Raw genomic sequence first — 24,439 nt, 5'->3', positions numbered from 1 at the left:
TTATTCTCTTCTGACTTAGAACTTAAGACTTTCGACTAAAGACTCCCCTTCATTACACTACTATGAAATTTAAAAAAATAATACTGCTATGCACGTTAATAACGGCAGCCACGGTGCATAATTCGTGCGGTAAATCAAAAAACAATGCCGTCCCTGCGCCTGTAACTATTATTAAACCCGATACCAATAAAATAGGTGTACCGCCTAAAACATGGCAGGAACATTGGTTTGAGCATAAGCTTTTGCTGCACCTGGTTTATTATGATAAAAATACTGCCGTTTATTATGACGATAACATGGAAACGTCGGTTACCTGGCCATATAAAACGATGTCGGCAGTTTGGGCCTATGCCAAAAAAACTTACGGCTTATTTGGTGATTCTACAAAACTATATTGCGTTTTTCATAAAGGCACCTATGGCGGTGGCCATCCCGCTTCATATTTTGACGATAGCCACGATTACCGGAATACCATAGATTGCGGCCTTGACGATTGGACAGCGCCTACCGGCCAGCAAATAGGCATGCCCATTCACGAAACCGGGCATATTGTTAGTGGTGCCAGCCACGGCGTTAAAGGTTCTCCGTCTGATGCGCTTTGGGGCGACAGCAAATTTATGGAGATTTACAACTACGATGTGCTCATGAACATTGGTATGAAGGATGAAGCAGGCCGGGTTTATGAACAAATGCAATCGCAGTATGATGATTTCCCGGTGCCGCATGTGCAATGGTTCAAAAACTGGTTCTATCCAATCTATTCCAAATATGGCAAGGCTCAATTACTGAACAAATATTTCGACCTGCTGGCCAAATACTATCCTAAAAATGGTAAAGAATACGCCCACGACCTTAATTGGGGCGAGTTTATCCATTTTTGGAGCGGTGCTGCCGGCGCTAATCTGAAAGCGCAGGCCACCATCGCCTTCGGCTGGAAAGACGAATGGGAAACCCAGTTTAAACAGGCCCAGGTAGATTTTCCGAACCTGAAATATTAAGTGGCCCAGTCCTGGCTGTGCTTCAAACGAGGCCTATAAGCTGCATGGGTACTTATCCTTTACCGAAATAAAAACAATATTTTAATCAAATGGCGAAATATCGTTACGTATATTTCGCCATTTTTTTTAATTTGTTGATTTTTAGCAACTTATGATTGGGCTCGGATTTTGTAGTTTTGCTATAACAAACTACCTCCAATTTTTTTCCGGATTGTTAAGTTCAATTCGTAACTTAAACGGAGATTGGCGACAATACCTACACTATCATGTTGAAAAAACTACTATTGATCCTATTATTAGTTGCGGGCTCCTTAGCATGTAATGCACAAATAACCAGCAGCACGCGCGCAGATAAAGCCCGGATGACCGGCGACAGCATAATTATAAGTGCACATCCGGAATACGATCAGGTAAGCGGGGTCCATCGCTGGCTGTTCGGCGAAAATTTCCGTAAAGACTGGGCCCAACCGGTAAAGCTGCCCATTATCCGGCTATCAAAATTTAAAGGAGGCCTTTCGCCGTTAAAACAGGGTGGGGGGATGGAATCAAAATCGCTGCGGCTGGAAGATAAAGATGGTAAAGAGTGGGTGCTTCGCAGTGTAGAGAAAGCCCCGGATAAACTGCTGCCCGAAAATTTGCAGGGAACTTTTGCTGTTGACTGGATAGGAGATGAGTTTAGTGGGCAGCACCCTTATTCGGCGCTGATTGTGCCGCCGCTGGCCGAAGCCGCTCATGTGCCGCATGCCAACCCCGTAATAGGCGTAGTTGCAGATGATGTTGCCCTGGGCCAGTATAGCAAAGTTTTTACCGGCCTGATATGTTTGCTGGAAGAGCGCGAGCCCGCCGGAACGTCAGACAATACCCTTAAAATGGAGAGGGCGCTCAATAAAAGCTATGACAGCAGGATAGATGGCGAAATGTTTTTGCGCGCCCGGATGCTCGATCTGTTAATAGGCGACTGGGACCGTCATGAAGATCAATGGCGATGGGCAGGCGATATCAGCGGTAAACAAAAAGCTTATATACCGGTACCGCGGGATAGGGACCAGGTGTTTCACGTTAACCAGGGCTTGTTGCCATCCATCGCCGCGCTACCCTGGATAAACCCTGTTTTAGGTAATTTTACAGCTCAAATTCCCAACGTAAAGTATTCTATCTTCAAAACAAGATTTTTGAATGCCATACCCGATGTACAGTTTACCTATGCGCAATGGATGAATATTGTTAATGATTTTGTTAAGGCCGAAACAGACGACGTTTTGGAGGCTGGCCTAAAATTGCTCCCTAAAGAAAATTACCGGTTACGGCATGCCGAACTGCTGGCGATACTAAAAAAACGCAGGGATAATATTCCGGCGGCTATGAGCCAGTATTTTTATTTTATAAACCGGATTGTTGATATTCATGTAACCAATAAAAACGAACTGCTCACTATCACCGGTGCCCCGGATAAAACCCTGCGGGTTAAAATTGATAAGTTTAATAAAAGCGACGATGTAAAAGGATCATATATGGATATAGCCTATGATCCGGCAGTTACTGAAGAGATAAGGATTTATGTTTCGGGGGGTGATGATCATATTGTGGTTGATAACAGTACATCGCCTATAAAATTAAGATTTGTTGATAGTACCGGCCATAAAACTTACGATATCAAAAACTCGGTAAGTACCATACCTGTTTACGGCTCAAAAGATAGTATTACTTTCACCGGCAAAACCAATCGTTTAAGCAACCGCTTGTCGGCCGATACCAATGCCACCAGGTTTAGGCCAACTAATTTATATAACGTTTGGATGCCGCTGGCAACAGCCGCAATTAATGCCGATGATGGCTTTCTGTTAGGATTGGGCTTTAAGTATACAGGGTATGATGGTTTTCGTAAGCTGCCATATGCTACCCGGCAACAGTTGCTGATTAGCCACGCATTTGCCACCAACGCGTTTAGGGCTAACTACAGTGGCGAATGGTCGCAGGTTGTTGGCAAAGCCGATTTTGTAATGAAAGCCAATATCCTGGCGCCCGATAATACCACCAACTTTTTTGGCCGCGGAAATGAAACCGTATTGGTTAAAAACGAGGGATATCGTAAATATTACAGGGCGAGGTTTAATACCCTTGAATTTGATGCCGCTTTGCGCTGGCAAACCGGTAAAGGGAGCTTTTTAAGTGCAGGCCCGTCTGCCCAGTTTTATCACTATAACCCCGACGATAATGCAGGCAGGTTTATTTCGCAGCCATCACTCATCAATTCTTATGATAGTACAAGCGTAAATAAAAACAAATTTCACCTGGGTTTGATGCTGAATTTTACCAGCAATAAACGCAATAACAACGTATTGCCATTTAAAGGGTATTATTTTGAAGTTACTTTGGCGGGTTATGAAGGGCTTAACACCTATTCAAAGGCGTTTGTACAAATTAAACCCGAGTTTACGTACTACCTGCCACTGGATGCCAAAGGAAATATCGTACTATCCGACCGCGTAGGCGGAGGCATCAGCTTTGGCAAGCCGGCGTTTTATCAATCGATGTTCCTGGGTGGCCAGGGAAACCTTTTAGGATACCTGCAAAACAGGTTTGCTGGCCAAAATATGTTTTTCAATAACCTGCAGGGCAGGGTAAAAATTGCCGATATAGCCAGTTATATTTTACCGGGCCAATTGGGCATCACCGGTTTTTACGATACCGGCCGGGTATGGATCAGTGGCGAACATTCAGATAAATGGCACACAGGCGCAGGCGGAGGCCTCTATTTTGCACCCGCAAGCCTAACGGTATTGCAGCTGCTTGCCGGCCATTCAGACGAAGGCTGGTACCCTTATATCTCGCTTAATTTCAGGTTGTAGGGATAGTGTTAACGAAAATGTCATTTCGATAGATCCTGGGATGGAAAAGAGCGGGGCGCTTAAGAGATAGCTTCTCCTCACTCCCTTCACTCAATCCATCGTCGGTTCCTTTGAAATGACATCGTTTTTGTTTAGTGATATACTTCTAAAAATTGTATATACAAAGTAGATGACAGCGGAGGCAGTTTCTTGATACTATGTACTTGATACTTGCTACTAACTCACTACCTCATAAATCTCCACCGGTTTCGCTTTGTTCTTCAACGTCACTTCGCCAATTTTTTTGAGCTCGAAAGATTCTTTGGCTTTTTGATAAACCTCTTCGGTAACAACAATCTGGTTGGCCTTTGCTACCCCTTGCAGGCGTTGGGCAAGGTTTACGGCATCGCCGATTACAGTATAATCCAGGCGTTTCAGAGAGGCAGAACCAATGTTGCCTGATATCATTTCGCCCGAGTTGATGCCGATTGATACATCGGGTTTAAATGTTTTATCGCCGTAAACTATGGTTTCGGTGCTGTGCATTTTTTCGCGTACGGCAAGGGCTGCATCAATGGCGCGGTCAAGATGATACTCTCCGCGGAAAACCGCCATCACAGCATCGCCCATAAACTTATCTATATGGCCGGTTTGCGCTATAATTTCCTGCACCATCATATCAAAAAGCTTGTTTATTAAACTTACAACGGCATTGGCCGGTACATGTTCGGATATAGCCGTGAAGCCGCAGATATCGATGAATAAAACAGTGGCATCAACAGTTTCGTTGCTCAGCAGGCTTGTTTCAAACTCCTTATGGGTCATAAAGTTAAGCACGTTCTCATCAACATACATTCTCAGAATGTTATTCTCTTTAATGGCCTGCATGGTTTTTTTCAACTCCAGCACATGCATCAAAGTTTTTTCGATGGTGATATCCAGGTCGTCGAAATTTACCGGTTTAACCACAAAGTCAAATGCTCCGCGGTTCATGGCAGTGCGAATATTGTCCATATCGCTGTAGGCCGATACCATTACAGCTTTTAAAATAGGGTTGGCTTCGGGTAGTTTGGTAAGCAGTGTAAGGCCGTCCATTTCGGGCATATTGATATCACTCAAAATCATATCAATCTCCGGGTCTTCTGCAAGTTTTACCAGCGCTTCAAAACCATTGTGGGCGAATACAAAATCATATACTTTTTCACGGATCTTTTTCCTGAATTTTTGTTTTATCAATAATTCCAGGTCCAATTCATCATCAACCACCAGTATTTTGGCCATTATTGTTCTATGTGTTTTAGTTTTTCTTTTAAATTATTAAAATCAAGGGGCTTGGTTAAAAAGTCATTAGCGCCCAGTTCCATCGATCTTTGGTAGTTTTCATCATCGCCATAAGCAGTAATCATCATAACTACCGGTGGCGGTTTTTCGTAGGTATGCCTTATTTTGTCAAGCAATTCTAACCCCGTCATGCCAGGCATGTTAATATCAGACAGGATCAGGATCACTTCAGAATGGTTAATTGCCAAAAATGACATGGCTTCCTCGCCCGATTGCGCGAAATTAAATTCGATTTCGCCATTTTTTATCTCTTTGCGAAAGCGTTGCAAAAACAATGGTTGTACATCAGCCTCGTCATCAACAACAAGTATTTTCATAGTTTTATTCTCGTTTCAAATTTAGGTTTTGTATTGATTTAACAGGCAGCTAAAACGCGATTATTGCGGCTGTTTTGCCATTAATTAGCTTTTACATCCGGAATAGTGATAATAAACCTGGCAAACTCACCTTCGGCCGTTTCTACCTTCAAATCGCCGCCATGCCCTTTTGTAATGATATCATAACTCATGGATAGGCCAAGGCCGGTTCCCTGCCCCGTTGGTTTGGTGGTAAAAAATGGCTGGTATATTTTGTCCAATACCTTTTGAGGGATGCCCGTACCATTATCGCTTACGGTAATTTCAACGGCGTTTGCCAATTTTTTGGTAACCACGGTTACAGTTGGCTCGTAGCCGGCAATATTTTGCTTTTTCTTTTCGGCTACTGAGTAAAACGAATTGTTAAACAGGTTTAGTAATACCCGCCCCAGATCCTGCGGAATGGCATCAATTTTACCAATGTTTTCATCGAAACTGGTTTTCATGCCGGCGTTAAACATTTTGTCTTTGGCCCGTAAACCATGGTAGCTTAAGCGCAGGTATTCATCGGCAAGCGCATTAATATCGGTTGGCTCTTTTTTACCTGTAGTAGTACGTGAGTGCTGCAGCATCCCTTTTACTATGGCATCAGCGCGTTTGCCGTGTTGGTTTATTTTGGTTAGATTTTGGGTAATATCGCTTATAATATCATCCGCTTCCTGTTTAATATCGTCGGGCAGCTTGCTTAGCACCTCATCTTTAAGTTCGTCCAGTAATTCAATACTCACTTCGCTAAAGTTATTTACAAAATTAAGCGGGTTTTGAATTTCATGGGCTATACCTGCGGTAAGCTCGCCCAGCGATGCCATTTTTTCCTGCTGTACCAGTTGCGCCTGCGTGCTTCTCAGTTCGGATAGGGCGTGCTGCAGTTCTTCCTTCTGGTTGGTTAGTTCGGCGGTACGTTGCTTTACTTCGCTTTCCAGGTTAACTTTCATCGCAGCCATCATGCGGTTCTGTTCTTCTTCATTGCGGCGCTTTATTCGTTCTGTTTCAAGTGCTTTGGCTTGCTTGCGGTTTATCCACCACATGGCAAAAAGCCAGAGCACGGTAAATCCTACCGAGTTTTCAAAAAGGTCGTTATGCTCGTCATAAAAGCCGGATGCAACCAGCCGTACCAGGTCGCTAAAAATTACGGCCACCGCAAATGGCAGTACCCAATTGATAATAGAGCGATTTGCCTTAAACTCTTCTTTTGTAAAGGGTAATGATATAAGCCATGCTAAAAGAAGATGCCCAAACCACCTGATCAGCCCTTCTTTTTCAAGAAAAATGCTCCCCATCATTACGGCCACAGCGCCGTATAATACATACAAAAGGTATTTATCCCATTCGCTAACGATGCCCCGGTCTTTTAAACTTTTGCGTAGTTGGGTTGTAAGAAATATGGTTACAGCAGGTTCTATTCCTATCATAGAGAATCAAATTTTCAGTTTGCGCCCGATGTTTAGGCAAACAGTTTTAAAACTAATATTTTATTTGCATTAATCAGAATTTAATAGCGAAATGAGGAAGACTGTTACATCACCAGGCTGTTTTTTTTATATGATCCGGGTGTTTGCCCGGTAATATTCCTGAACACCCTCGAAAAATAGGCGAGGCTCTCAAAACCTGTTTCGGCGGCTATTTCATAAAAAGGCAAACTGGTTGTGGTAAGCAACAATTGCGCGCGTTCAATGCGTTTTGATTGAATGTAGGTTAAGGGCCGTTCGCCGGTGTTCTCAAAAAACAGGCGCGAAAAATAATCGGCATTATGGTTGGCGCGTTTGGCCAGTTGGGCAACCGTAATGTTTTGGTGCAGGTTGGTTTGTATATAATTGATAGCATCAGATATTTTGGAGTGGATGATGCTTTTATCTTCCATCAAAAAAACATCCGGTTTTAAAAACATCGATACCAATTGCAAAAGCAAGCCGTAAGTTTCCATATAAGCCGATGCATGCATCAGCTGGTTCAATTCCTCAAAGTTTTTTTGCACCGGACGCTTCTCGTAAACTTTGGGATTGTAGGATATATACAAACTCCTGTTAGGGTTTAGTTGTAGTATTCGTTTAAAACATGCCAGGGCATTATCGGCGGCTTTTAACTTGAATATTTTACGGTTTGATGAAAACAGCGAAGCCCCGTCAGCAGATTCCTCGGCAAAGCAGATGTAGTACTGGCTTAAATAGTTGTCGCAATAATAATTGCAGGTGGTAAAACTCGGCACCAGGTATATAAAGCCGGGCTCCAGTTTAATGCTGCTATCGGCATTATATAGCACACCTTCACCGCCGTCGATATAATACAGCCGGTAAAATGTACTGGTCACGTTTTTATAGTTCCAGTTTTTGTTCAGCTCTACATGATCAATATTCAGTAAATGGAATGTCGATCTTAAAACGCTTTTGTTCATACCTGTAAGGGGATGCAATTTAATAAATTTATCGTCAGAATGACCCGTAAAAGTCGGATTTGTGCAAATTGATGTGGCCTTTGTGAAATTTTTAATCCCCGGCTCCGCGTAGCTTTATCCAGATTATCAAACCGGATAAATTGTATGATGCTGAGGTCTTTTTTAGTAACGCTGAGTGCCGTAATGGTAACGAGCGGCGGTTTATTTTTTTATTCATCGGCTGTTGACTTGCCCGCTGATGTGCAAAAAGCATATGATGCCTTGCCGCCAACGGTTGATTATAACATTGATGTTAAGCCCATACTATCCAACAAATGCTTTGCCTGCCATGGTCCCGATAAAAACAAACAAAAGGCGGGTTTAAGGTTGGACATAGCTGCAAATGCCTACGCCGAAATACCCGACGATATAGGCGTGGTAGCCATTAAACCCGGCGACCTACAGCATAGCGAGGTGGTAAAACGCATTTTATCAACCGATTCAACCTACCTGATGCCTGCTCCCGAATCGCACCATACATTGTCGGCTTATGAAAAGGCTGTAATTATAAAATGGATAAAAACAGGGGCTGTATACAAACCCCATTGGGCCTTTGTAAAACCTGTAAAGGCGGCTGTACCGGTGGTTGACGGCCTTGTGAATAACCCTATTGACAACTTTGTGCTGGACAGGCTTAAACGGCAAAATCTGCTGCCATCTAAAGAAGCCGATAAAGAATTGCTATTACGCAGGCTTTCGCTTGACCTTACCGGCCTGCCGCCAACGCTTAAAGAGATTGATGATTATTTAAAAGATGCATCGTCCAATGCTTATGAAAAACAGGTAGACCGCCTGCTGGCATCGCCCCATTATGGCGAAAAAATGGCTGTAGACTGGCTGGATGCCGCCCGTTTTGCCGATTCGCATGGGTACACGGTTGATAGAATAAGGGATATGTCGCCCTATCGCGATTGGGTGATTAAGGCTTTTAACAGCAACTTTAGCTACGATAAATTTATACAGTGGCAATTGGCCGGCGATTTGATGCCGCACCCTACAAAAGATATGATCATTGCTACCGCCTTTAACCGCAATCACCAGCAAAATATGGAAGGCGGCGTTGTTGAGGAGGAGTACCAAACCGAATATGTGATTGACCGCACCAATACCTTTGGCAGCGCTGTATTAGGCATGACTGTAGGCTGCGCCAAATGCCATGACCATAAATTCGACCCGATATCGCAAAAAAATTACTACCAGCTGTTCAGCTTTTTTAATAACGTAAAAGAGGCGGGGCAAATATCCTGGGATGATGCTTTGCCAACGCCAACATTAATGCTGCCAACGGCTCAAAAGGAAAAAATACTTACTTTTATTAATGACAACATCGCGCAGCAAAAAAACACCATAGCCCAAACAGAAAGTAAGGCTATAGCTGATTTTGATAAATGGCTTGCCGATGGTAGGTATAAAGAACTGGCCACCGAAAAAATCCCTGCCAATGGCTTGCAGGCCAGTTTCAATTTTGATAGGGGTGACCTGGCAAGCAGCGTAAACCCTAAAGATTTGGGCACCATGAAACGCGAAGGCGGCCAGGCCGGCGATGCACCTTTATTTGAGGCTAAGGGCGATGGTAAGGCATTGGCCTTAAATGGCGATACCTGGCTGGATTTAAATAAGATTGGCGTCTTCCGCAAATCGCAGCCCTTTAGCATTGGTATTTGGGTTAACATTCCTAAACAGTTGGGCGAAGGTGTTATTTTCCATAAAGGTAACTCCGAACGGCTGTACAATTTCAGGGGCTATCATTTATACCTCAAAAACAATAAGCTGGAACTCAACATGGCCCACACCGGGCCTTCAAATGCTATAACCCTGGTTACTGTTGATGATGTGCCCCGCGACAGGTGGATGCAGCTTACGGCAACCTATGATGGATCGGCAATTGCCGCCGGTTTTAAATTGTACCTGGATGGCAGCGAAATGAAAATGGAAACCACCATGGATCAGCTTACCAAGGATATTTTATTTATGGGCGACGGCCAGCCCGGTTTACAGGTTGGCGCCTGGGAACGCGGGCGTGGTTTTAAAGATGGCAAGGTAGATGATATTGTGGTATACAACCGGACCCTTACCGCTTTCGAGGTGAAAATACTGGCCCAAAAGGATAGCTGGCAGCAGGTGGCTGCAAAAAACAAGGGTGCCCTGGGTGCCGATGATATTGGTAAGCTAAAAGCCTACTACCTTACCGCCGTTGACCCGCTGATGTTGGTCGAAACAAAAAAGTTAACCGCTTTGCGCACTACTTTATCCGATTCGACCGAAAACGTGGCCGAGTTGATGGTGATGCAGGAAATGGCTAAGCCGAAAAACTCATACCTGCTTAACCGCGGCAATTACGATATGCCCGGCGAGCAGGTTTTTCCCAACACGCCCGAAGCGATACTGCCATTTGCTGCCGATTTGCCTAAAAACAGGTATGGCCTGGCGCAATGGGCTACAAATGCCGATAATCCGTTGGTAGCAAGGGTGGCGGTAAACCGTTTGTGGCAAAACTTTTTTGGAACCGGCCTGGTGAAAACCAGCGAGGATTTTGGCAACCAGGGCGAAATGCCCAGCCACCCCGAATTGCTGGACTGGCTGGCCACAACCTTTGTTGAGCAAGGCTGGGATATGAAAGCTTTGAATAAACTCATCGTGATGTCGGCTACGTACCGCCAGGATTCGCGGCCGGCAAAAGAGGCCGCCGAGAAAGATCCCGAAAATCGTTACCTGTCGCACGGCCCGGCGTACCGGATGCCTGCCGAGATGATTCGCGACAATGCCTTATTTGCCAGCGGGTTGTTAAATACCCAAATAGGCGGTAAAAGTATAAAACCATACCAGCCTGCCGGTTTATGGGAGATTAACAATACCACCTATACGCCGGATACAGGCAAGGCGGTGTACCGGCGCAGTTTGTACGTTATCGTAAAACGATCTGTCCCCAACCCAACATTGGCTACTTTTGATGCGCCATCGCGCAGCTATTGTATTATCCGCAGGCAAAAAACCAATACGCCATTGCAGGCTTTGGTAACCCTGAATGATCCTACGTTTGTGGAGGCCGCCAAAGTTTTGGGCGAGCAAATGACCCGAAACGCTGATGGCAAGGCAGCTATAACCACCGCCTACCGCAAACTAACCAGCCGAAACCCCACAGCCGACGAAGTAAGCCTGTTAATGGCCCTGCAACAGGTAGAACTCAAGAAGTTTAAAACACACCCCGAGAAACAAAAGGGCTGGCTTACCGCCGGCCAATACCAGGTAGATAAAAAACTGGATGGCGCTTTAATAGCCGCCAATACCGTGGTGGCCAGTGCCATTTTAAATTCAGACGCATCATTAACCAAAAGATAAAACACTATGTCAGATTTTCACCATGATGAGGAATTCAGGCTGCATACGCCGGAGTTTAATGAGCTTCACCTGAAGATGGACAGGCGCAATTTTTTAACCAAAACATCACTGGGTTTGGGTGCGCTTGCCGTTGGATCGTTGTTTGGCAACAGTGTTTTTGGCAGCCCGCTTAAACGCCAGGGCAGCCTGGAGGATGATATTTTGAGCGCCCTGCCGCAGATTGCCCCTAAGGCCAAAAGGGTAGTATACCTTTTCCAGGCGGGCGGGCCATCGCAATTTGAAACTTTTGATTATAAGCCCAAACTGGCTACCATGCTTGGCCAAAACCTACCCGACTCGGTAAGGCAGGGGCAAAGGCTCACCGGCATGAGCGCCAACCAGAGCGTGCTGCCGCTGGCGCCTTCATATTATAAATTTAACCGGCACGGCCAAAGCCAAACCTGGATGAGCGAATTGATGCCTTTTACCGCGCAGGTGGTAGATGAGTTGTGTATTGTAAAATCGCTGTATTCTGAAGCGATAAATCACGATCCGGCTATAACTTTCCTGCAAACCGGAAACCAGCTACCGGGCAGGCCATCGATAGGTTCCTGGATTAGCTATGGTTTAGGATCGGATAATCAAAACCTGCCTACTTTTATTGTACTGGTTTCAAAAAACGCACCTAAAGACCAGCCTTTGTACGCCCGGCTATGGGGTAACGGTTTCCTGCCATCTAAGTTCCAGGGAGTGCAGTTTGGTTCGGGTAAAGACCCTGTTTTGTTCCTGAATAACCCCGAAGGCTATGATGGTGCCGATAGAAAGGAAATGCTGGAATACCTGTCAAAACTGAACAACCTCCAAAACGCCGCGTATGCCGATCCGGAAGTTGATGCCCGCATAGCGCAGTATGAAATGGCTGCCCGCATGCAAACCTCGGTACCCGAGGTAATGAGCACCGCCAACGAGCCCAAAGAAATTTTTGACATGTACGGCCCCGATAGTAAAGACCCCGGCACCTATGCTGCCAATTGCCTGCTGGCGCGAAAACTGCTGGAAAAAGATGTGAAGTTTGTGCAGCTATACCACCAGGGCTGGGATCAGCATAGCAATCTGCCATCGGGCATAGCCGGCCAATGTAAGGCCACCGACCAAGCCACGGCTGCGCTGATTAAAGACCTGAAACAACGCGGTATGCTGGATGATACCCTGGTTATCTGGGGCGGCGAATTTGGCCGAACAGCATACTCGCAGGGCAAGCTAACTGCCGACAATTACGGCCGCGATCATCACCCGCGCTGCTTTACTATGTGGATGGCCGGTGCCGGAGTAAAACACGGTATCAGCTATGGCGAAACGGATGATTTTAGCTACAATATTGTAAAAGATCCGGTGCATGTGCACGATTTCCAGGCCACACTGCTGCACCTGATGGGTATCAACCACGAATTGCTTACCTACCAGTTCCAGGGCCGCCGTTTCAGGCTTACCGATGTGGAGGGGAAGGTGGTGAGGGATATTTTATCGTAGAATAGTATCAAGTAGTAAGTATCAAGTATCAAGATTTTTTTGCTTTTGACAGAAGGTTGAGGACAGTGCGATATCGTCTGTGTTTTATTGTTTTATAGAGAACATAATCGGTAATACATGGTTATTATCATATAATAAGCATCAACATGAAACTCAGAATATCACATCCTTTTTGGCAGGTTATGGGGTTGGGCGCTTTGGCCGGCATGCGGTCAGCGTCGGCACCGGTTATTGCCAGTCATATATTAAGCCATCATCAAACCAAACGACTCGATCACTCGCCATTAAAGTTCATGCAGTCCAGAAATGTCGCGCTGGTGTTGAAAATATTGGCAGTAGGCGAAATCATCGGCGATAAACTGCCCTCGGCTAAAGACCGGATTAAACCGGTTTCGGTTGTGTTCAGGATGATGTCCGGAGCGCTTGCCGGCGCCAGTGTGTATAAAGCCACAGGAGGCAACCCGGCTACCGGCGCTTTAATTGGCGGCGCGGCGGCATTTGCATCAACATTTGGTAGTTTTTGGTTACGTAAAGATGCTGTAAAAGCAAGCAATGTAACCGATCCGTTTGTTGGCGCTATAGAAGATGCCCTGGTAATTGGCAGCGGTATTGAATTTTCAAATGCAGCTTAAGCCTCGGCTTTAGGCTGCAAATATTTTTCAAGGTTACTAACCTCGTTCCTGATTCTTGGCAAGCTGCCAGGGTAGTTTTGCTGGATAAAGCCAACCAGGTTTTCGCGGATATAGCAGCGCAGGTCAAATGCTTCTGAAGAGTTGCGGGCGCTCATGAGTACCCGTACCTCAATGTTGTTTTCTTTGGTATCCGTTACCTGTACCACCTGCACTTTTTTATCCCACAGCGGGCTCAAATTAATCAGCCGCTCAAACTCCGTACGGATAGCATCCAGCGGAATAGTATAATCCACATACAAAAACACCGTGCCCAAAATTTCGGATGAGGTGCGTGTCCAGTTTTGAAAGGGCTTGGTGATGAAGTAGTTGATAGGGAGTATCAGCCTTCTTTTATCCCAGATGTTAAGCACCACGTAGGTTAGCGTAATCTCTTCCACGCGGCCCCATTCGCCTTCCACCACCAACACATCATCAATACGGATTGGCTGGGTAAACGCTATCTGAAAACCCGCCAGCAGGTTACCCAATGAGGTTTGCGCCGCAAAACCAACAATTATACCGCCTATACCAACTCCCGTTAACAAACCTGTACCAATTTTGCGCATGCTGTCAAAACTGAGCAGTATGATGGCAATGGTTACAAACACAATAAGCACCACCAAAAACTTGCGGATAAATTGTATTTGCGTGCGCACTTTACGCTCAACCAGGTTATCGGCCTTGTTCAGGTCGTACGTGTGGTAGATGTAATCTTCGAGTACCCTGATGGAGCGTACCAGGATACCGGCGAATGATATGGTCAGGAAAATCTCGATTGTTTTATCAAGCGGACTAAGGTAGGCCTTATCCATCCGCATCAGCGGGATAAACAGGTTAAACAGGAATAAAGGGATGAAATATGTGATGGCCTTGCCCAGGTTGACAATAACCGACCTGAAGAAAGAGTAATCCGTCTCTTCTTTTTTTGCATATACCCTAAACAAACGTGTAACTGCAAGTTTTATGAGTAAACCTACCAGGATAGCTGTTACTGTTATAATAAGGTTCCATACGAAGGCAGGGATTTGTTTAGAAAATTCAAGCAGATCTGGGGGGAGTCTGTTAATGATATTCATGCTTATAACGTTAGTTAATTACTATCATAAATACTACGAATGTAAAATTGTTTTAACAACACGTAATCAAAGGGGTGTTGCTACATTTATGTATAGATTTTTTGATAGATTTGTTTAAAAAGTCAGGAATTTAGTTTTTATGCTGACTGGAATTTAATAATTGATACGGCAATGGCTACAACCCACGACCATCAGGACATAAAAAGGGAAAAGATATTAGAGGCATCGTACGAGCGTTTTTTACATTATGGCTATTCAAAAACCACGATGAATGAAATTGCCGGCGACCTTTCAATGTCAAAAGCACTGCTGTATTATTACTTTCCGGATAAAAGCCAGCTGTACATGGCCGTAATGCGAAAACTGGCTGTCGACTACCTGAAAAAACTGGAAGAAAAGGCCGATACATTCGGCAGCCTTAAAGAAGCTTTTGTTTTTCAGATCAATACCCACCACGATTTTATTGTAAGTAATTATAACTTTTTTGACTTTTTCAGGCTTAACGAGCAGAATTTGCCAGATACCATTTGGGAAATTGTTGAGCAGGTGCACAAAGCCGAACTCACTTTGTTAACCAATGCTGTTAAAAATGAGATGGAAAAAGGCTGCATAAACCCGATTGAAAACCCCGAGGAATTGGTTGACCTTTTATTGGATGCCATGCACGGTATCAGGGTAGGCCCGGTATCTCAAAAGAAAAACAGTTTCCCCCGCAAAGAGCACCTGGAAGAGATCAGGAGCAAGAAGCTTTTGCTTACCGATATATTTATCAAAGGGTTGCTTTATTGTTAATACAACCTATTAAATACCGGTTAGTATTAAATGTCAGTATCCCGTAAAAATGACCGGGTTATCACACGCTTGCTGTATATTATAGATACCTTTGTTGTAACATTTAATTAATAGTACTTGTTAAAGTATCTATATATAATTTGTTTATACTTCCTATTTAATTAAGAGGTGATTGTTTTAGAGTGATTTAGCCGGATGGAGATTTATTTTCATCCGGCTTTTATATTTATAACCTGTTGGGCGGGTGATCTGCTTTAAAATTTCGCTCCGTTTTGTTATCAACCCTCAACCGATTTAAGTACAGCAAGCGGCAGTTGTTTAAATATTGTACTTATTTCAATTTGGTTGGCAGCTGTAAATGTTTTCCCTCCGGTTATTGCCCGCCATTGGGAAGGTGCAGCAGGCGGTAAAACAACCCGGGTGTTTTGCCAATCCAGCTCATGTGGCCTGGTGCTGTCGGTGTTAATTAGGGCCAGGTGTAAAGGCAGGGCTACAATATACCAGCCATCGTGGCTGCTCCGGGCAAAGGCCATCACATTGTCCTGGTATTTGCCATTAACTGTCAAGGGAATATAATCACCATTTTTAAATACCTGCGGATTATCTCTGCGTTGGTTAAATAATACGCTGGTAAGCCAAAGCTTGATGTGGCCGCTGTAGCGGTTTTTCCAAAGCGCTTTAATAGTGATTTTATTACCGGCTATAGCATCCAGTGCTTTCGCCCTTAAGTTATAGTCCACCGGGCGGCGGTTGTCAGGGTCAACCATGCTCAGGTCCCAAAGTTCGCAGCCCTGGTAAACATCCGGCACACCGGGGCAGGTAAATTTTAAAACCGTTTGTGCAAGCGAATTGATAATGCCATAATCTGCAACCTTTTTCAAAAATGGCAAAAAGCTTTTCATAAAATCGCTCCTGGGTTTCAGTATGGCGTTTACAAACTTTTTGGTGCCTTCCTCATAAATCTCATTGGGCTCGGCCCACTGGGTATGCAGTTTGGCTTCGCGCAGGCCTTTTACCAGGTATTCTTCAATGCGGTTGGCAAAGTCATCGTGGTCTTCGCCGGGCATGGGGTAGCTGCCGGTAATGGTTTGGTAAAGCAGGTATTCGTCGTTGTCGTCGGGTGCGTTGTTGGTTTTGGCCCCGCTGTTAATAGTTTGCCAGTGTTTTACAATGGTTATCCATTCGGCCGCCATATCGGTGATGGCGTTTAGCCTTGCCCTTACGCCTTCGCCGCGTTTGGTATCGTGCGTGGCAGTGGCATTTATAGCCAGCGGCCAACGTAGTTGCCGGTTTACCATCATAGCATGAAATTCATCAACCGGCAGGCCAAAGGTTTCCGGGGTATCGCCAACCTCGTTGTGGCCTATAAACCTGTCGTACGTGTACATCAGCGTGTCCTCAACTCCCTTGGCCATTATGGGGCCAGTAAACTGCATACAGCGCTGGTAAAATTGCAGCGCGCGGCTGTTATAATCCGCATTGCCGTTTTTCAATAATACGTTTTCTAACAAACGGGCGGCTGCTTCAATTTCGGGTTTTGCTTCGCGGATGTTTTTGAATATGTCTTTTATGCCCTGCTGATCTTCTGCAGCTAAAGGAAAACTATTGCCATAATAACGGTACACGGGGCAACGGATCAAAAATTCGGCTATAATAAGCTTAATATTGTTTTCTTTGATGGATGATGCATCGGCCAGCTCCAGGTCGCAAAACAGTTGGTAAAGGTTTTGCAATTCGCCGGCCATGTGCTCATATAATATCAGCGATTTCTTTTTTTGGATAGCCTTGTTTACGGGTAACTTATCCCGGGTAATATCACGGTAAAAGGCGGCAAATTGCTTTTTACTTTCGGCCTGGGTAAACAGGTTGTTCACAGCGGCCAGGAAGTCGTACCCGGTAGTGCCCTCAATGGGCCAATCTGCGGGCAAGGCCTCGCCATCTTCCAGTATCTTTTCAACTACTATATAAGTTTCTTTACCTGCAAAAGTACGCAGGCGTTGCAGGTACCCTGCGGGGTCGTATAAGCCGTCGATATGATCTAAACGCAGGCCCTGGATAATATTTTTATCCAACAACTCCTTAACCAGCTCGTGGCATTTATCAAATACCTTAGGCAATTGCATATTAAGGCAGATAAGGCCGTTCACCGTAAAAAACCTGCGGAAATTGATCTGCTTTTCGGTTTCCTGCCAAAAGCAAAGCTGGTAATATTGCTGGTTGGACAGTTGGCTGAGCAAATCTTTGTCGCCATTAATATGGCTTACGACGGCCCGGAATATCTTTTTTATTGCGGGTTGTTTATGCAGCGATGCCAGTTGTTCTTTAAGTTCGGCAAAACTTAATGCGAACGATACATCGTCATCTGCCTGCTGAATCTGTTTAGCTTCTTCAACCAGTTCGCTGATGATTTGCGTAGGCTGCCGCGCCACCTCCAGTATGGTAATGTAGGAGCGGAGGTTTAACGGGTATTGCTGATCGCCGCAGGCAAAAGCAAAACCGTTGCCGGCAAATACCATTTTAATTTGGCCCTGTAGCAAGGCCTCCTCAAACGGAACGCCTAAAAACGGTACCATTACCCGGCCGTCATAAACGCGGGCCGGCCACGAGATATCAAAAAAATCGGCATGGGCAGATCGCCTCCCTTTTTCCAGCACATCCATCAGCCACTGGTTATTGGCGTGGTAGGCCATGTGGTTGGGTACAATATCCTGCAGCCAGCTGATGTTTAATTTTTTAAGTTTTTTGCTGATGCTTTCCAGTTGCTTCAGCGTGCCAATTTCGGGATTGATGCGCAGCGGGTTAACCACATCATAACCGTGGGTGCTGCCCGGCGTTGCTTCAAAAATAGGCGAGGCATACAACGTGCCGATGCCCAATTGCTGCAAATACGGAATAATGGTATCTAAATGCTTAAAGGTAAAATCCTTATTGAACTGAATTCTGTACGTTGCAGCCGGGTTATGCATAATATTGGGTGTATATCAATATAGATTCGGGCGGTACCGATATCTCGCCTGTATTTATTATTGCCGGTGACGCTACCGGCCCGTTCCATTTTGGCTCGGCAGAATCAAAGAGCTTTTGCCATTGTTGGTTGTTGCTGCCTATATTCAGCTCCTGGTCCTTTTTACTGAAGTTGAGCAGGCAAAATACGTGCTGCTCATCCGTCCATCGCTGGATGATGAGTGTTTGGGCGGCCTCATCAACTTTTACACTCATATTATTCCGATCGGTATTTTTAAATGCAGGCTGTTGTTTTTTAAAGCTGATAAGTGTTTTATAATAACTCAGCATCAACTGATGTTGCCCTTTGCCAGGCAATGTCCAGTTGAGTTTGGAGTTTTCAAAGGTGCTTACAGCCTGCGGGTCTGGTGCCTCGCCTTTGGCATGGAAATCGGCAAATTCGGCTTTGCGGCCTTTGCGCACTGCCTCAATCAGTTTTTTATCGGTGTGGCTCACAAAAAACTGGAAAGGGTTAGTTTCGCTCCATTCCTCGCCCATAAACAGCATAGGTAAAAACGGGCTTATCATGACGGCTCCGGCCATCAGTTTTTGCATCCCGAAGCTAAACAGCTGGCTTGAACGTTCGCCCAGCATACGGTTGCCCACCTGGTCGTGATTTTGCGAGAATACCACAAACTGCCGCCCGTTAATGCCATCGGTTTGGGTGCCGAAGGTTTTTTGCCGCTGTTCTGAATATTGGCCATGGTATACATAGCCGTTTTGGTAGGCATTGGCTAAATCGGCTATGCCATTAAAATCGGTATAGTAGCCGTTGCGCTCGCCGCCTGCTGCAACCCGCAGGGCGTGGTGAAACTCATCTATCCATTGGGCATCAAAGCCATAACCACCCTTTTGTACTGGGGTAATATACCGGGCGTCATTCAGGTCGCATTCGGCAATTAAATAGTGCGTTTTACCGCTTTGCTGCGCCAGTTGGGCAACATGTTCGGTTATCTCCTGTAAAATATGTACAGGGCTAAAATCCCTGATAGCATGTACGGCATCCATCCGCAACGCATCTATGTGAAAATCGCGCAACCACATGAGCACATTTTCGATAAAATATCGTCGCACCTCGTCGCATCCGGCATCATCAAAATTAATGGCTGCTCCCCAGGGCGTGTGGTATTTATCGGTGAAGTAGGGGCCAAACCGGCCAAAATAATTGCCCTCGGGACCTATGTGGTTATAAACTACATCAAGAATAACTGCCAGTCCCTTATTGTGGCAGGCGTTTACCAATTGCTGCATGCCTTGCGGGCCGCCGTAGCTGTTTTGCGTGGCAAACGGAAAAACGCCGTCGTACCCCCAGTTTCGGTCGCCGGGGAACTGCGATACCGGCATAATTTCGATGGCTGTAATCCCCAGGTCAATTAAATAATCCAGTTTTTCTTCAATGCCCTTAAAATCACCTTCGGCGCTAAAAGTTCCGGTGTGTAATTCGTAAATAATATAATCGCTCAATAACGTATTTTGCCATTGCTGGTCTGTCCAGTTGAATGATCTTAAATCAACAGCTTCAGACGGGCCGTGTACGCCTTCGGGTTGCAGCAGCGATGCCGGGTCGGGCAATTGTTTACCATCCACCTTAAACCAATAGGTAGTGCCTGCTTTTATTTTATCGGTATCCAGCGCCCAGTATCCGCGTTCCTGTTTGGTTAGGTTAAGTTGCGCATTGCCTGTTTGCAGTGTTACCTCTTTAGCATCCGGTGCCCAAACGTTTACCGTGGCAAATTTATCGTTGTTAAAATTAACCCCTAATGTTCTGTTAATGATGTTTTGTTTCGCCATTGTGGATAAGCTGATGCTGAAGCAGTACTACCGACCGCCCTTCAACCTGTATAGTTTCATGTGCTTTAAATGTACCTTTGGTTTCTTCGTTGGGGTTTTTATTGCTGTCTATCAGCAAGTCCCAATCGTCGGCATACTCTGACGGTGGCAGCTGGTAGCTTAAAGGCTGGTCATGCGCGTTAAATATGATATAGAAGCTATCGTCTACCACCTTATTTCCTTCGGCATTAACGCTGTGCAGCCCCAATCCGTTTAAAAATACGGCTACCGATTTGGCAAAATTGTGATTCCAGTTATCCTCTGTCATTTCCGAACCATCGGGCAAAAACCAGGCAATATCGGCTACGCCGCTTTTCTTTTCAACCTCGCCCTTAAACCAGCTTTTGCGCGAGAAAGCCGCATGCTCTTTCCTCAGCTTAATCAGTTTGCTGGTAAATACCATCAGGTCTTTATCCATGGTTTCCCAATTTATCCAGCTTAGTTCATTATCCTGGCAGTAGGTGTTGTTGTTACCTTTTTGAGTACGGCTCATTTCATCGCCGGCCACCAGCATAGGCACCCCTTGTGATAAGAAAAGCGTGGTTAAAAAATTTCTTTTTTGCTTTTCGCGCAGTTCGTTAATGGCTTTGTCGTCAGTTGGGCCTTCAACCCCGCAGTTCCAGGATCGGTTATGGCTTTCGCCATCGTTATTGTCCTCGCCGTTGGCTTCGTTATGTTTTTCGTTGTAGGTTACCAGGTCGTTAAGTGTAAAGCCATCATGGGCGGTTACAAAGTTGATGCTGGCAGTTGGCCTGCGGTATGATTTGTAAAGATCGGAGCTGCCGGTGATCCTGTCGCCAAATTCGGCCAGTGAACTTTCGGTACCACTCCAGAAATCACGGATGCTATCGCGATATTTGCCGTTCCATTCGGCCCATCCCGGTGGAAATTTGCCTACCTGGTAGCCGCCTTCGCCAATATCCCAAGGTTCGGCAATCAGTTTTACCTGCGATATGCAGGGATCCTGGTGTATAATATCAAAAAAAGCGCTCAGCCGGTTTACCTCGTGCAACTCGCGCGCCAGGGTAGCGGCAAGGTCAAACCTAAAGCCATCCACATGCATCTCCAGTATCCAGTAACGCAGGCTATCCATCATCAGGCGCAATACATTGGGTAGGTTGGCATTCAGCGTGTTACCGGTGCCGGTGTAGTCCATATAATACCGGTTATCATCGGCCAGGCGGTAGTAACAACAGTTATCAATACCGCGGAACGATAGGGTAGGCCCCATTTCGCTGCCTTCGCCGGTATGGTTGTAAACCACATCAAGTATTACTTCAATGCCCGCTTTGTGCAGCTCTTTTACCATGGTTTTAAACTCGGTAACCTGCTCGCCGCGTACACCGCTTGATGAGTAGCGGGCATCGGGTGCAAAAAAGCCGATGGTATTATAGCCCCAATAGTTGGTTAAGCCTTTTTCAACAAGGTGCCTGTCATTTAAAAAATGGTGAATAGGCATCAGTTCGATAGCGGTTATGCCCAGCTCTTTTAAATATTTGATAGTTACCGGATGACCGATGGCGGCATAGGTGCCCCTGATCTCTTCCGGGATTTCGGGATGCATGTTGGTGAAACCTTTAACGTGGGCTTCGTATATCACCGAGTTATAGTACTCTACACAGGGGGCTTTATCGCCCTCCCAATCAAAATTATGATCAATAACTACCGATTTGGGTACAAAGGCGGCATTATCGGTTTCGTTAAAACTCAGGTCTTTTTCATCGTTGCCTATCTGGTAGCCAAAAAGGGAGTCGTCCCAGTTAATGGTGCCCGATATGGCTTTGGCATATGGGTCAAGCAAAAGCTTATTGGGGTTAAAACGGTGTCCGTTTTCGGGCTCGTAGGGGCCGCTTACCCGGTAACCGTAAAGCTGACCGGGTTTTAAACCGGGAATATAGATGTGCCAGATGAGTTCGGAATATTCGGTAACCGGGATCCTTTCTGTTTCTATTTCGTCTTCGGGGCTGTGAAACAGGCAAAGTTCAACGCCGGTAGCGTTCTCGGAATATAGTGTAAAATTTACGCCCTTGCCATCCCATGTTGCGCCAAGTGGGAATGATTTACCGGGGTACGTTGTTATTTTCATAGGGGATAGTGTCCGTTATTAAAAACTTAAATTGTCAGTTATTTAAGGAAATTGCAATGGATTTGTTTGGTTGTTAAAAAATATTTTACCACCTGTTTGTTGATAATGACATTGTAAAAAAATGAACACAATGGTTGCTTAGGGTTTAAAATTGTTAATTTATAATTGATGGTTACAAATTAACTTATGTAGCTTTGTGTATCTATTATAATAAACCTATGAGTAAAAAAATATTTGTTGTTGAAGACGATGCAGATCTGTCTGATGCGATACAGATGATCCTGCATGAAGAGGGCTATCGAACCGTTGCCTCTTTTGATAAAAACTCCATAAAGGGTGTTATATTACACATGCCAGATATGGTATTGGTTGATCATAAGCTAAAAGACGGCTTTGGCAGCGAGCTTTGTGTTGCTATCAAAAAGCACCCTTTAACCTATCATATCCCTGTTATCCTGATTTCCGGTTATCCTGATTTGGCAGATATTGCTAAGGCGTGCGGTGCCGACGCATGGTTAAGCAAGCCGTTTGAACTTACGGATTTAACCCGCCTGGTTGATCATTATTTAAAACGCGCCGCTTAATTAGTAGTTAAGCTTAGTTTCTTTTTGAGGCTGGCAATGTTAAGCAACCTACACTGGTTAGCCCGTTAATAATAGCAACCGTTAGGGTTAAATATTAAATAAGCTGTGGTTGCCTTTACTTTGTCAAATCTAAATCCCTTATCTGCTTATCCTGTAGTTTTGCAAAAAATATAACCATACAGGTTGCGCCAATCATCGCGAAAAGCATATCTGATTGCGTATCCCAGATATCGCCCTGGGTGCCTAAAAATGAATCGCCGGATGAACCGGAAGCCACGGATACAAACCACTCTATAAACTCATATAATACGCTGATGGTGGTACAAACGCAAACCGTTAGTACGGCCAGCCAACCGCGTTTTTGGATAATATTTTTCCTGATAAATAATTCCCGGGCTATCAGGGCTGGTACAAAGCCCTGGGTAAAATGACCAACTTTATCGTAGTTATTACGCGCCTGGTGAAAAAGGTCCTTTACCCAATCAAACAGTGGCACCAGCGCGTAGGTATAATGGCCACCTATAAACAAAACATAGCAATGCGCCAGTATCATGATGTAGGTAAAATAGCTGAACCTGAATTTGTTGAATGTTAAAACCAGGGCGATAAAGCCCAAAATTGCCGGAAAAACTTCCAATATCCAGGTGAAATAATCATGCGGATATATGGCCGAGCCTATTAAGCCGGCAAAAAACAGGAACACTAACAGGTAGTATTTTTTCATGTTACAATATGGGTATTAATTTCGGATAGTCGCAACCTACCCGATAATTTGTCGCGCCGGTACCGTGTTGTAAAGAAATACAGGTGTTAAATTTGATTATTAAACCTAATGAAGATGAAAGAGAAGAACAACAGCAATCCATTGCATAAACTTTCGAACCCGGCACAGCGCGCCTTAGCCAACGCCGGAATAACGGATATAAACCAGTTATCGGCCTGGCACGAAGCTGATTTTATGAAACTACATGGCACGGGCAAAAAGGGCCTGCAAATACTTAAAGCATTAATGGCCGAAAGGAATATTGCGTTTAGGCAAGCGTAAATTGCGCTATCAGCTTAAATTAACATCGGGTGTTCCGGCTGCTTTTCTTTTTGACCTGATTTTCAATAACTGGTATAAAACGCCGATTACAAATACGGCAACAAGTGTCATTAAGCCCATTTTAGCCACGGGATCATTAGGATCTGCGGCCAGCGGATGACTGATGGGTAATCTGGTTAAGGTTTCGATGGTAGCCGGTATCATGGAAAAAAACAAGGTGAGCGACATGATGAAAACCTGTACATATTCGGCCGATTTTCCTAAAAAACTAATTGATTTGGCGTAAATGCCCAAAGGTAACGCTGCTAAAACGATAACAGCCAAACCATGACCCGCGGTAAAGTGCCCGGTTTTCATGATGGGCAAGGCTGTAAGGCAACCGATGACAGTAAACAAGATATATAATTTACCGGGACCGCTTTTCGGGTCGATTTTCCCCTGGCGAAATAAAGCATAAAGGGCAACAAGTACGGCAAGGATACTGATAGCAGTGTGGAAAATTCCGAGTGGAGACAGGTGATTAGGCATAATGTGATGTTTTAAGGGTAAG

At 45.1% G+C, this 24,439-nt stretch carries 18 protein-coding genes; 8 read left to right on the top strand and 10 right to left on the bottom strand.

Features of this window, described 5'->3' with window-relative positions; all coding sequences use genetic code 11:
• Positions 1–62 precede the first annotated feature (62 nt).
• Together AC1DV1_RS16920 and AC1DV1_RS16915 are read left to right on the top strand one after the other, a co-directional pair.
• Positions 63–998, top strand: coding sequence for a hypothetical protein (locus AC1DV1_RS16920; RefSeq protein WP_477361262.1), 936 nt, complete (start codon positions 63–65; stop codon positions 996–998).
• Positions 999–1,264: 266 nt separating this feature from the next.
• Positions 1,265–3,847 (top strand): BamA/TamA family outer membrane protein, encoded by a 2,583-nt coding sequence (locus AC1DV1_RS16915; RefSeq protein WP_477361260.1) that lies wholly within the window; start codon positions 1,265–1,267, stop codon positions 3,845–3,847.
• A gap of 216 nt (positions 3,848–4,063) precedes the next feature.
• Here AC1DV1_RS16915 and AC1DV1_RS16910 read toward each other — a convergent pair whose 3' ends face one another.
• From AC1DV1_RS16910 to AC1DV1_RS16895, 4 genes are all read right to left on the bottom strand, one after another.
• A complete protein-coding gene (locus AC1DV1_RS16910) occupies positions 4,064–5,107 on the bottom strand; it encodes an adenylate/guanylate cyclase domain-containing protein (RefSeq protein ID WP_477361258.1) in 1,044 nt (347 codons plus the stop codon).
• Positions 5,107–5,484 (bottom strand): response regulator, encoded by a 378-nt coding sequence (locus AC1DV1_RS16905; RefSeq protein ID WP_477361256.1) that lies wholly within the window; start codon positions 5,482–5,484, stop codon positions 5,107–5,109. The genes AC1DV1_RS16910 and AC1DV1_RS16905 overlap by 1 nt, the downstream gene beginning before the upstream one ends.
• A gap of 80 nt (positions 5,485–5,564) precedes the next feature.
• Positions 5,565–6,935, bottom strand: coding sequence for a sensor histidine kinase (locus AC1DV1_RS16900; protein WP_477361254.1), 1,371 nt, complete (start codon positions 6,933–6,935; stop codon positions 5,565–5,567).
• A gap of 104 nt (positions 6,936–7,039) precedes the next feature.
• Positions 7,040–7,915 (bottom strand): helix-turn-helix domain-containing protein, encoded by an 876-nt coding sequence (locus tag AC1DV1_RS16895; RefSeq protein WP_477361252.1) that lies wholly within the window; start codon positions 7,913–7,915, stop codon positions 7,040–7,042.
• Between the two features lie 144 nt (positions 7,916–8,059).
• Between AC1DV1_RS16895 and AC1DV1_RS16890 the strand changes: the two genes are divergently transcribed.
• From AC1DV1_RS16890 to AC1DV1_RS16880, 3 genes are all read left to right on the top strand, one after another.
• Positions 8,060–11,293: a DUF1553 domain-containing protein gene (locus AC1DV1_RS16890; RefSeq protein WP_477361250.1), complete on the top strand. Its 3,234-nt coding sequence runs from the start codon at positions 8,060–8,062 to the stop codon at positions 11,291–11,293.
• A gap of 6 nt (positions 11,294–11,299) precedes the next feature.
• Positions 11,300–12,802 (top strand): DUF1501 domain-containing protein, encoded by a 1,503-nt coding sequence (locus tag AC1DV1_RS16885; RefSeq protein WP_477361248.1) that lies wholly within the window; start codon positions 11,300–11,302, stop codon positions 12,800–12,802.
• 146 nt (positions 12,803–12,948) lie between these two features.
• Complete coding sequence (locus tag AC1DV1_RS16880) at positions 12,949–13,434, top strand: DUF4126 domain-containing protein (RefSeq protein ID WP_477361246.1); 486 nt, start codon at positions 12,949–12,951, stop codon at positions 13,432–13,434.
• On the opposite strand, the gene AC1DV1_RS16875 is transcribed toward AC1DV1_RS16880, so the two are convergent.
• Positions 13,431–14,549, bottom strand: a complete 1,119-nt coding sequence (locus tag AC1DV1_RS16875; protein ID WP_477361244.1) for a mechanosensitive ion channel family protein — start codon at positions 14,547–14,549, stop codon at positions 13,431–13,433. The genes AC1DV1_RS16880 and AC1DV1_RS16875 overlap by 4 nt on opposite strands.
• Positions 14,550–14,720: 171 nt before the next feature.
• On the opposite strand from AC1DV1_RS16875, the gene AC1DV1_RS16870 reads away from it, so the two are divergent.
• Entirely contained in the window at positions 14,721–15,341 is a 621-nt protein-coding gene (locus AC1DV1_RS16870) for a TetR/AcrR family transcriptional regulator (protein ID WP_477361242.1), read from the top strand.
• A 278-nt stretch (positions 15,342–15,619) separates the two neighbouring features.
• On the opposite strand, the gene treY is transcribed toward AC1DV1_RS16870, so the two are convergent.
• From treY to glgX, 3 genes are read right to left on the bottom strand one after another with little or no spacing between them, the layout of a single operon-like run.
• Positions 15,620–18,307, bottom strand: coding sequence for a malto-oligosyltrehalose synthase (gene treY / locus AC1DV1_RS16865; protein WP_477361240.1), 2,688 nt, complete (start codon positions 18,305–18,307; stop codon positions 15,620–15,622).
• On the bottom strand, positions 18,300–20,135 hold the full coding sequence (gene treZ, locus AC1DV1_RS16860) for a malto-oligosyltrehalose trehalohydrolase (protein ID WP_477361238.1): 1,836 nt from the start codon (positions 20,133–20,135) through the stop codon (positions 18,300–18,302). Before treZ ends, treY begins: the two co-directional genes overlap by 8 nt.
• Positions 20,113–22,260 carry a glycogen debranching protein GlgX gene (glgX, locus tag AC1DV1_RS16855; RefSeq protein WP_477361236.1) on the bottom strand — a complete coding sequence of 716 codons (2,148 nt, stop codon included), beginning with the start codon at positions 22,258–22,260 and terminating at the stop codon, positions 20,113–20,115. Before glgX ends, treZ begins: the two co-directional genes overlap by 23 nt.
• Before the next feature lie 218 nt (positions 22,261–22,478).
• On the opposite strand from glgX, the gene AC1DV1_RS16850 reads away from it, so the two are divergent.
• Complete coding sequence (locus AC1DV1_RS16850; protein WP_477361234.1) at positions 22,479–22,844, top strand: response regulator; 366 nt, start codon at positions 22,479–22,481, stop codon at positions 22,842–22,844.
• A 115-nt stretch (positions 22,845–22,959) separates the two neighbouring features.
• On the opposite strand, the gene AC1DV1_RS16845 is transcribed toward AC1DV1_RS16850, so the two are convergent.
• Positions 22,960–23,568, bottom strand: coding sequence for a DUF2238 domain-containing protein (locus AC1DV1_RS16845; RefSeq protein WP_477361232.1), 609 nt, complete (start codon positions 23,566–23,568; stop codon positions 22,960–22,962).
• 114 nt (positions 23,569–23,682) lie between these two features.
• Here AC1DV1_RS16845 and AC1DV1_RS16840 point away from each other — a divergent pair, with 114 nt between their 5' ends.
• Positions 23,683–23,889, top strand: coding sequence for a helix-hairpin-helix domain-containing protein (locus AC1DV1_RS16840; protein WP_477361230.1), 207 nt, complete (start codon positions 23,683–23,685; stop codon positions 23,887–23,889).
• 9 nt (positions 23,890–23,898) lie between these two features.
• On the opposite strand, the gene AC1DV1_RS16835 is transcribed toward AC1DV1_RS16840, so the two are convergent.
• A complete protein-coding gene (locus AC1DV1_RS16835) occupies positions 23,899–24,417 on the bottom strand; it encodes a DUF2306 domain-containing protein (protein WP_477361228.1) in 519 nt (172 codons plus the stop codon).
• Between the last annotated feature and the right edge of the window lie 22 nt (positions 24,418–24,439).

The sequence above is a fragment of the Mucilaginibacter sp. P4_D1 genome (assembly GCF_056401935.1).
Note: the sequence above shows the minus strand (reverse complement) of the source record. Positions and strands in the feature narration are given on the sequence as shown.